This is a genomic window from Bacillota bacterium, assembly GCA_012837335.1.
GTDB lineage: Bacteria > Bacillota > Limnochordia > Darwinibacteriales > DTU012 > DTU012.
In genome coordinates this window covers 75,519-84,603 of the sequence record DURM01000055.1, presented here as the reverse complement: position 1 = coordinate 84,603, position 9,085 = coordinate 75,519, and the positions used below count along the sequence as shown (strand labels likewise).

General features: G+C 47.3%; 10 protein-coding genes. 6 read left to right on the top strand and 4 right to left on the bottom strand.

Features of this window, described 5'->3' with window-relative positions:
• Nucleotides 1-148, top strand: a 148-nt coding sequence (locus tag GX019_07640; protein ID HHT37037.1) for a hypothetical protein, incomplete at its 5' end; no start/stop codon positions are given.
• Between the two features lie 73 nt (nt 149-221).
• On the opposite strand, the gene GX019_07635 is transcribed toward GX019_07640, so the two are convergent.
• Both GX019_07635 and GX019_07630 read right to left on the bottom strand, forming a co-directional pair.
• Complete coding sequence (locus GX019_07635; protein HHT37036.1) at nt 222-1,325, bottom strand: Gfo/Idh/MocA family oxidoreductase; 1,104 nt, start codon at nt 1,323-1,325, stop codon at nt 222-224.
• Nucleotides 1,322-1,987 carry a hypothetical protein gene (locus tag GX019_07630; GenBank protein HHT37035.1) on the bottom strand — a complete coding sequence of 222 codons (666 nt, stop codon included), beginning with the start codon at nt 1,985-1,987 and terminating at the stop codon, nt 1,322-1,324. The genes GX019_07635 and GX019_07630 overlap by 4 nt, the downstream gene beginning before the upstream one ends.
• Nucleotides 1,988-2,397: 410 nt before the next feature.
• On the opposite strand from GX019_07630, the gene GX019_07625 reads away from it, so the two are divergent.
• Complete coding sequence (locus GX019_07625; protein HHT37034.1) at nt 2,398-3,006, top strand: NERD domain-containing protein; 609 nt, start codon at nt 2,398-2,400, stop codon at nt 3,004-3,006.
• Between the two features lie 126 nt (nt 3,007-3,132).
• On the top strand, nt 3,133-3,888 hold the full coding sequence (locus GX019_07620) for a sugar phosphate isomerase/epimerase (protein ID HHT37033.1): 756 nt from the start codon (nt 3,133-3,135) through the stop codon (nt 3,886-3,888).
• On the opposite strand, the gene GX019_07615 is transcribed toward GX019_07620, so the two are convergent.
• Nucleotides 3,851-5,224, bottom strand: a complete 1,374-nt coding sequence (locus GX019_07615; GenBank protein HHT37032.1) for an HDIG domain-containing protein — start codon at nt 5,222-5,224, stop codon at nt 3,851-3,853. The two genes, GX019_07620 and GX019_07615, sit on opposite strands and share 38 nt — an antisense overlap.
• Nucleotides 5,225-5,367: 143 nt before the next feature.
• Here GX019_07615 and GX019_07610 point away from each other — a divergent pair, with 143 nt between their 5' ends.
• The 3 genes from GX019_07610 (at nt 5,368) to GX019_07600 (ending at nt 8,263) form a co-directional block, all read left to right on the top strand.
• Nucleotides 5,368-6,840 carry a flagellar hook-associated protein 2 gene (locus GX019_07610; protein HHT37031.1) on the top strand — a complete coding sequence of 491 codons (1,473 nt, stop codon included), beginning with the start codon at nt 5,368-5,370 and terminating at the stop codon, nt 6,838-6,840.
• A 3-nt stretch (nt 6,841-6,843) separates the two neighbouring features.
• Nucleotides 6,844-7,200, top strand: coding sequence for a flagellar protein FliT (locus GX019_07605; protein HHT37030.1), 357 nt, complete (start codon nt 6,844-6,846; stop codon nt 7,198-7,200).
• Between the two features lie 130 nt (nt 7,201-7,330).
• On the top strand, nt 7,331-8,263 hold the full coding sequence (locus tag GX019_07600) for an aldose 1-epimerase (protein HHT37029.1): 933 nt from the start codon (nt 7,331-7,333) through the stop codon (nt 8,261-8,263).
• A 45-nt stretch (nt 8,264-8,308) separates the two neighbouring features.
• On the opposite strand, the gene GX019_07595 is transcribed toward GX019_07600, so the two are convergent.
• Nucleotides 8,309-9,082, bottom strand: a complete 774-nt coding sequence (locus GX019_07595; GenBank protein HHT37028.1) for an HAD family hydrolase — start codon at nt 9,080-9,082, stop codon at nt 8,309-8,311.
• Nucleotides 9,083-9,085 lie beyond the last annotated feature (3 nt).

Below are 9,085 nucleotides of genomic sequence, written 5' to 3'. Positions count from 1 at the left end.
GTTTTTGAGCACATACTACCATGAGGAGTTTAATCTGGAACCTAAAACTCAATATTGGGAATGGAGCGAATCAGTGTTCCGCGCTGAAGATGAACTTGACCAAAAGGTGCAGCTGCGGATGCAGGAATTACTGCAAATGCAGGAATAAGGTCTTCCTTGCAGTTAAAAATTAGTCAATAACTAAAAAAGAGTGTCGGGTGCATACGCCGACACTCTTTAGTTTATATTTCTTTAAACGGAATTGTTCCCCGCTCAAGCGGTTCAGGCTGATCACAGGTGCTCTCCATCTCGTAATACCGGCCCGAATCTGAAGCGCTGTGGACTCCGTGCATAGCCTCTAGCACATGGTATGCTAATTTGCAGCTGGCCCGGTAGTTGCGTCCTGTGCGGATTGCATAAGCCAGATCAGCTGCGCCCAGTCCGCGGCTGTTTTCCGAGTAACCGTGGGTTAGAGGAATTTCCTTCCACTCTGATTCAGGAAGCTTAATCTTAACCGGACCGCCAAAACCATTGGGATCGGGAACACTTAAGGTTCCTTTGGTGCCGTAAATTTCAATTCGCGGCAGATTCGCTCCCCACACATCAAAAGATGTGATCATGGAGATTACAGCCCCGGAGGCAAAGTCAAAAATTCCGGCAACATGGGTTGGCACTTCAACTTCAATTTTCTGACCGTATTTCGGCGTGCTGGTGATCGTCCGCTCCGCAAAAGATCTTTTGGTTGAACCGCAGATGCGCTTAATCGGTCCCAGCAGATTAACCAGTGCTGTTAAGTAGTAGGGTCCCATATCAAACATTGGACCGCCGCCGGTCTTGTAATAAAACTCGGGATCCGGATGCCAGTGCTCATGTCCGTGGTTGACCATAAAAGCTGTTCCGCCGATGGGTTGGCCAATCCAACCATCATCAATCAGCTTGCGGCAGGTTTGGATTCCGCCTCCCATGAACGTGTCAGGAGCGCAGCCTACTAATAAGCCTTTGGCTTCTGCTGTTCTTAGAATCGCTTGCCCTTCTTCCAGGGTAATGGCCAGCGGTTTCTCTACATAGACATGCTTGCCGGCATTTAGGGCAGCAAGACAGATTTCGGCATGAGTATCAGGAGTGCCTAAATTAATGATCAGCTCTACTTCCGGGTCCTGCAGCAGCTCTTCGCCGGAATAATAGACCTTAGGAATATTAAACTCCGCTGCTTTGGCTTCAACCCGCTCCGGAACCAGGTCAGCAGCTGCTATCACATCAAGGATTTCAAACTGCGCAGTGTTTTTAAAATAAATGCCGCTGATATTACCGCAGCCAATAATACCTACCTTTACCGGTTTCATTATTTAACCTCCTCCTTTGCCGCCCACAAGAATCCGCGCCGCATAATTTCGCGGCAGTTGGGAACTTCCATTATATCGGCATGGTGGCCTAGAGAACAGTAAAATACGCGGCCGCTGCCCCAGCGCTTAGTCCAGATGACTGGCATATCAACTACACCGTTAGCAGCATGGGGTCCATCAACCACAGGGAAGCGGGTAGTAGCCAAAACTTCAACCGCTGGATCGACATGGAGATAGTACTGCTCGCTCTTTACTGAAAAATCTTCGATTCCCTCAACGATGGGGCTGGAACCTCGTTTGATATTGACAGTGTATTCAACCCCATCATTGCCGGGGTGGGCTACCCAGTTGCCGCCCGTCATAAACTGCCAGTCAACATTATTCCGAAACGCATCGCACATACCGCCGTGGTTTCCGGCTGTACCAACACCACTGGCAACAGCGTTGAGTACAGCTTGGCACTGCTCATTAGTGATTTCACCCATCGTCCAAATCGGAATGATCAGGTGAAGCTCTTTTAAAGCCTCCTCATCATTAAATGAGTCTAATGTCTGGGATAGCTCAACGGCAAAGCCTTCTTCGATCAAGATATCTTTAAAGAGTTCTGCTAACTTGTCAGGTTCATGGCCATCCCAGCCTCCGTAAACAATCAGCGCTTGCTTCATTCGGATCCCTCGCTTTTAGTATCTTTATGCTTTCATCATAATGGAAATCGAAACAATTTGCACGCCATTAATTTACAAAACCCAGTCAAAACTTAATTGTTGTTCCTAAACTGGAGTCCGCTGGCTAGGTGTGATGGTTGAGATTAGCTTTGTTTTACAATTTGTTAAACACGTATTAAAGTTGCACATAAAATAGTATTAAGGTTCGAGATAGGGCGGTTAGATGTTGCTCAAGCTAAATGGTATAATGAATAGTCAATGAATTTTGAAATGAATGCAGGATCATCGCTGTAAAAGGTTGAACAATTTTAATAAGGTACATAGCTTCGCTGATTATCCGCATAACAATCTGTAGAGGAGGTGTTGATCTGCGGATAATCTACCTATTAGCGGTTATTGTCCTGCTGCTGTTGATTGTACCGAAAATACGCATCAGTGTTGAAAAGAAGAGAGTAAAGACTGTAATCAATGAGCTGAAAAATCAAGGCTGTCGCGTAGTTGAAAATGTCTCGCTCCAGGGTCGCGCTGTCGATTATATGCTTGTATCCAAACAGGGGGTCCATGCAGTTAAGGTATGCCTGTTTCCAAAGCGGCATAATGTGTTTTTGCAGGGAAGAGAGGAAGATAGAATCTGGCACTACTATGTAGCGTATGCTGTCGGTCCTATTCAAGGTAGATTCAGCTATCCTCTTGAAGGACCGCCTGGTAATGCCAATAAACACGCTATGAACAATCCGGTCATGGAAGTAGAAGAGGTTATTAAAACACTCAAGGGAAAAGTGGACTTAGGAAATAAGGAAGTTCCTTTTCACCCTGTGATTGTATTTGTTCCTAAGATTAAGGCGGTTAGACTTGAGCGAAAACCAGACAGCAGAGCCCAGATCGTGTTTACTGATCAGTTTAAGGCTGCCTTAACCAAGCAGGATGCGGAGCTTCTTTCCAGTGGTGAAATAGAACAGGTGTGCAAGATTATTTCCCAATCAGCTGATAAACCACAGAATCCGACCTCGGTGGCATAAAGGCAGAAGCGTTTTGGAGCAGCTGAGAGGAATAGGTAGAAATTTGCAGAACCAAGAACTATAAGAAAGTTATCGGCACAGTCACAAGTGGCTGTGCTTTTTAACACCTGATTGAGGAGGCTGTCCATGTTTAAACCAGGATTAGTGTCAATTACCTTTCGTAAATTAAGCGTGGAGGAAATCACTGTTCTAGCCGCTGAGGCTGGGCTTAAGGGCATAGAGTGGGGAGGGGATGTCCATGTTCCCCATGGCGATGTGGAAACTGCCCGCCGTGTTCGGCAACTTACTCTGGATGCAGGTTTAGAAGTAGCTGCTTACGGCTCTTATTACCGCTGCAGCGATCATGTTCCATTCAGCGATGTGCTTAACAGCGCTGCAGCCTTGGGAGCTCCGGTGATTCGAGTTTGGGCAGGCACGAAAGGATCCCATGAAGTGTTGGCTGAGGAACGGGCAGCAGTTGTGGAAAACGCCCGCAGAATCGCTGATCTGGCAGCTGAAGCAGGAATTAAAATAGCGTTTGAATACCACGGCGATACTCTGACTGATACTCCGGCTTCTGCTGCAGAGCTCTTGAAAGAAATTGATCACGACAATGTCTATTCCTATTGGCAGCCTCTGCCGACGCTTTCTGTAGAGGAGAGATTGGCGGGCTTGGAGCTGGTGAAACCAAGACTGGCCAACCTCCATGTCTTTTCTTGGACGGACAAAGCAGAGCGTTTACCGCTGGCAGAGGGTGAAGCGCTGTGGAAGCAGTATTTTGCTTTGATTGATGACCTCGCGCATGAGCGCTATGCCATGATCGAGTTTGTGCAGGATGATGATCCGCACCAGCTCTTGCAGGATGCTAAGACCCTCCATCGGTGGCTGGCAGATTATCTTTAAGATAGCGGTTCGCCAAAGTAAGCAGGTCAGTTTTGGTGTTGAGTTCCGGTTGATCTAAAACTTGGTCAAGCAGATAATCCAAGATTTTACCGATGATCGGTCCCGGTGTGAGGTTTAATTCTTTGATTAAGTCACTGCCGGTAACTGCTAAATCTTTGAGGTTAAAAGCGTGGTCTGCTGCTATAATTCCTTCAACTCTAGCCCGCATCAGCTGATAGTAGGTAAGCACCTGGCGGGGATTGTGCTTCATGGCCAGAACATCGGCTTTGCGCAGTTCCAGCAAGTCGTAGATGTTCTCAACACCGACGCGGTGGATCAGTCTCCTAAAAGCCTTGTCTGATGAGTGGGGATGGATTTGGTACATGTGGTGCATGATCAGCAGGCTTACTTGGGCTTGGATTTTATTGCTGTAGGTGAGCCTGCGCAGAATCTCTTCAGCCATCTCCGCTCCCAGGTGGTCGTGACCGTAGAAGTGAATGCCATCCTCATCCTGACTGAATGTCTTGGGTTTTGCGATATCGTGAAGCAGAGCTCCCCAGCGTAGATGCAGTTTAGATTTGACAGCCTGGCAGGCCATGATCGAGTGTCCCAAAACATCCCAGACATGATTGCTGCCCTGGTTAATTCCCGCCGTTGCAGCAAGCTCGGGGATAATCTTCTCAAGCAGTCCACTGGTATAAAACAGCTCCAGCGGTTTTGCAATTGAGTCTGCTAAAAGCAGTTTGCTTAATTCTTCCCTAATTCTTTCATTAGCTACATTAACGATTAAACTCGGCTGAATCCCCTTTATTGCTTTTTTGTCAGGTCTAAAGTCCAATGCTGCGCTGAAACGAATAAGCCGCAGCATTCTTAAGGCATCTTCGCTGAATCGCTGGTAAGGGTCGCCAACGGTTCTTAAAACTTTCCTGCGCAGATCTTTAATGCCCTTATACGGGTCGTAAAAAACTTCGGTTAGGGGATCATAGGCAATAGCATTGACGGTAAAATCACGGCGGCTGAGATCGGCGCTTAAGTCTGAAGCGAATTCTACATAATCAGGGCGCCGACCATCAGAGTAGTGGGCATCCCTGCGCATGGTGGTTACCTCGACTGACTGCCCGTTAAGCACCACCGTGATTGTGCCGTACTGCTTGCCGGTGGGAATGGTTTTTGGAAAGATTGCTTCAACCTGATTCGGCCGAGCATCGGTAGTAACATCCCAGTCGGTGGGCGATTTTCCAAGTAAGGCATCGCGCACAGCTCCTCCTACCACATAGGCTTGAAAACCATGGTCATGGAGGGTGCGGCAGATAGTGAGCACTGATTCTGGAACATTGATTTGCGGTTGTTTCCTCAACACGACTTCACCTTCTTACGGCTTTCGTTCAAAATATTATTCGCGATCTGATCTTGTGTTCCTGTAAACTGACCCTAAAGAATCGGCTGAAGGTGCCGATAAATATATTATCAAGAACAACTTTTTAAGAGAGGACGGTTATTATGCGTATTGGCGGTATAGCGTCCGGTTTTGATACAGAGCAAATTGTGAATCAGTTGATGGAAGTTGAACGCATTCCATTAGACCGCATTTATCAGCAGAAAGTCAGGGCCGAATGGCAGAGAGAGGAATACAGAACATTTAACACTAAGATTGCCAGCTTCAGGGATCTGGTCTTTAACATGCAGCTGCAGTCTACTTATCTTACCCGAAAAGTCACATCTTCAGATGAATCGGCGGTCAGCGCCCGCATCAGCGGCAGCGCTCAACCGGGTGTTTATGAGATCGAGGTGTCCAAGCTGGCGGCTGCTGCCAGTAAAGTGAGCCAAGCTGGAGCAGGCGAGCGATTTACCTCTTATCTAGAAAGCCTTGAGGAACCGACCACCATTTTGATGTGCTCATCCACAACCGGAGAGTACACAGCAATTGAAATAAAACCTGATGATACTATGGATTCTTTTATCGGGAAGATTAATCAGAATAAAGAGCTGGGGATTACTGCAATCTACGACGAGCAAACCGGTGCTGTTGCTTTCCAAACTAGGAATACTGGTAAGAGCGCAGATATAGCTTTTGACATGGAAGATGCAGATACAGCAGCTTTTGTTAATGAGGTTTTCTTAACTGGTCCGGACGGATGGGAAAAAGTTATTCAGGGTCAAAACGCGGAGTTTTCCATCAACGGCTTGTCAACGAGCCGTGAAAACAACAGCTTTACAATTGCTGGATTAGCAATTGATTTAAAGGCTGTTACCAGTGGACCTGTGCAGCTGGAAGTAGCCCAAGATACCGATGCGATCTTTAACAGCATTAAGGGTATGGTGGACAAGTACAATGAGTTAATCGATGAGATCCAAAGTAAGATAAATGAGCCGTTTTATCGGGACTACCCACCGCTGACTGAAGCTCAGAAAAAAGACATGGATGAAAAAGAGATTGAGCTTTGGGAAGAAAAGGCAAAGAGCGGACTGCTCCGCTCCGATCGAATCTTAACCGATCTGGCCTACAATATGCGGCGAGCTCTCGGTTCGATCGTCGGTGATTTAGAGGGGATCAACTCGCTCCATCAGATCGGAATCAGCACCGGCAGCTGGTTTGAAAATGGCAAACTGCATATCAACGAATCGAAGCTTCGGGATGCTATCGAAAATAAACCCGATGAAGTGCTGGCTCTTTTTACCCAAAACAGCGAAGATGACAGTAAACTCGGCATTGCGCGGAAGCTGAATAAAGCGCTGGAGGCCGGTTTGGATCGGCTGGCGAAAACAGCCGGTAAGACTACAACTCTTTATGATACCAGCACACTCTCGGAAAAGATCCGCCGCTATGAGGATCAGATTTCGGCTATGGAAGAGCGGTTAATCAGAATTGAAAACCGCTATTGGGCGCAGTTTACCGCCATGGAAAGAGCCTTATCCGAGATGTATGCCCAGTCTGATTGGCTCTATCAGCAGATGATGATGATGGGTGGCTAGAGAATGCGCAGGGACTTGTACCAAGAGCTGTTAATTGTGTCAGAGGAACTTCTGCAGCACTGCCGGGAGGCAAATTGGGAACAGGATGAGGCTCAGAAACAGCTGTTGGAGATCATTGATCGGCGCCAGAAGATCATCGATCAAATCGCTGAGCTTAACCAAGCTCCTTTGACTGATGATGAACAAGAGATTATTAAGCAGATCCTTATTTTAGATCAGGAAAGCGCAAGACTGACGGAAGCGGCTAAAGTTGGTTTTGTCCAGAAGATCAACAAAGTCCAAAAGGGAAAACGCACAACCAAAGCGTATAGTCCTGACACTGTGCAGACCGAGGGTTATTTTATCGACCAGAAAAAATAATAAGAGCAGTGGAGTTCAGGTTGCCATTCTGAACTGCCGCTGTTTTTTTGTCCCATCGAGAATAAAAGGAAATTGCTGCGGCTGGTTGAATAAGTACAATGAGGATGCGAATGAATGAGGAGGATGGATTATGCAGGAGTATGACCAAGCTCTGATCTTGCTGGAGAATCAATATCTGCAGGTTGAAATCAGCCCGAAAGTAGGGGCATCAATCTTCAGCTTTAAGTACAAACTTAACGACAACTGGGTGGATGTGATGCGGCCGACTCCTGATGGTGCTTTAGAAAACAACGAACCGGGCAAATTCAGTTCTTTTAATATGATTCCCTATTCTAACAGAATCGAAAACGGGATTTTGCTGCATAAGGCCCACACATATCAGCTGGCAATCAATACTGATGATGGGCATGCGATTCACGGGGAAGTGCGGACTCGTCCCTGGAAGGTGTTATCCCAGTCGGATACCAGACTTGAGTTGGAGTTTGTAAGCACAGATTACGAGGGGATTTCCTGGCCGTTCTGGTTTAAGGCGCGGATGGTCTTTGAACTGAATGGCAGTGCGTTTTTGATTCACACCTCGGTTCAGAACCTCAGCGACCAGGAAGTGCCGGCGGGAATGGGCATTCATCCCTATTTTGTCCGGGCATTGACAGAGAATGACGATCAAGTGCTGCTGCAAATGCCGGCAGTAGGTGTGTATCCGGGTGAGACCCCGATTCCAACCGGTAAATGGCAACCTGTACCGGAAGAACTGGATTTTAACCAATCCAAAGAGTTAACTGCGGCTTTTGTAGATAAATGCTTCCGGGTTCGCCATGAGCCCTGTGTAATTACTTGGCCGAAAAGCGGTGTGCGGCTGACCATGAACTGGGACCCTGTCTATGAGCATTTGATCCTTTACTGTCCGAGAGATGATCAGCGCTATTTTGCGGTTGAACCGGTAACGAACTGCAACAATGGTTTTAACTTGGCCAATCAAGGTGTGGCTGATACCGGCACCGTTTATCTGGAGCCGGAAGCAGAATTGAGGGGTACGCTTACAATCAAGATTGAAGAAATGTAAAAGAAAACCGGGAAGTTTGACCTTGGTCAAACCTCCCGGTTGTTTTTATGGAACCAAATCACCGACTCCGTCAAGGATGTAGTGGGGCTGATAGGCAAACTTTTTAATCGTTTCTCTGGAGCTGACACCACTCAGCACTAACACGGTGTCGATCCCAGCTTCAATACCCGCTACAATATCTGTGTCCATGCGGTCTCCGATAATCGCGGTATCTTCCATGGATGTACCCAAAAGCTTCAATCCATGGCGCATCATCAGGGGATTCGGTTTGCCGATGTAGTATGCTTCCTTGCCCGTTGCCAGTTCAATTGGGGCAATCAGGGCTTTAGTGGCGGGGACAATCCCATGCTCTGCTGGTCCGGTAACGTCCGGATTGGTACCGATCAGTTTCGCACCATTTCTGACAAGGCGAACAGCAAGTTCGATTTTCTCATAGCTGTAAGAACGAGTTTCGCCGACTACTACATAATCTGGGTTAATGTCATTCATCGAAAAACCTGCATCATAAAGTGCTTTGACTAATCCTGTTTCGCCAATAATATAGGCGCTGCCGCCGGGAGTCTGCCGTGCCAAAAAACTGGCTGTTGCTAAAGCGCTGGTATAGAAGTGGCTTTCATCAACGTCGATTCCCATGCGGGCAAGTTTTAACTGCAGTTCCCGAGGTGAACGCTCGCTGGAGTTAGTTAGAAACAGAAACTCCTTGTTTTCCCGCTGCAGCCATTCCACAAACTCACTTACGCCTGGCAGAAGATAGTTGCCGTGATAAATAACTCCGTCCATGTCACAGATGTAACCAGCCTTGCTGCGAATCTGCTCCATATT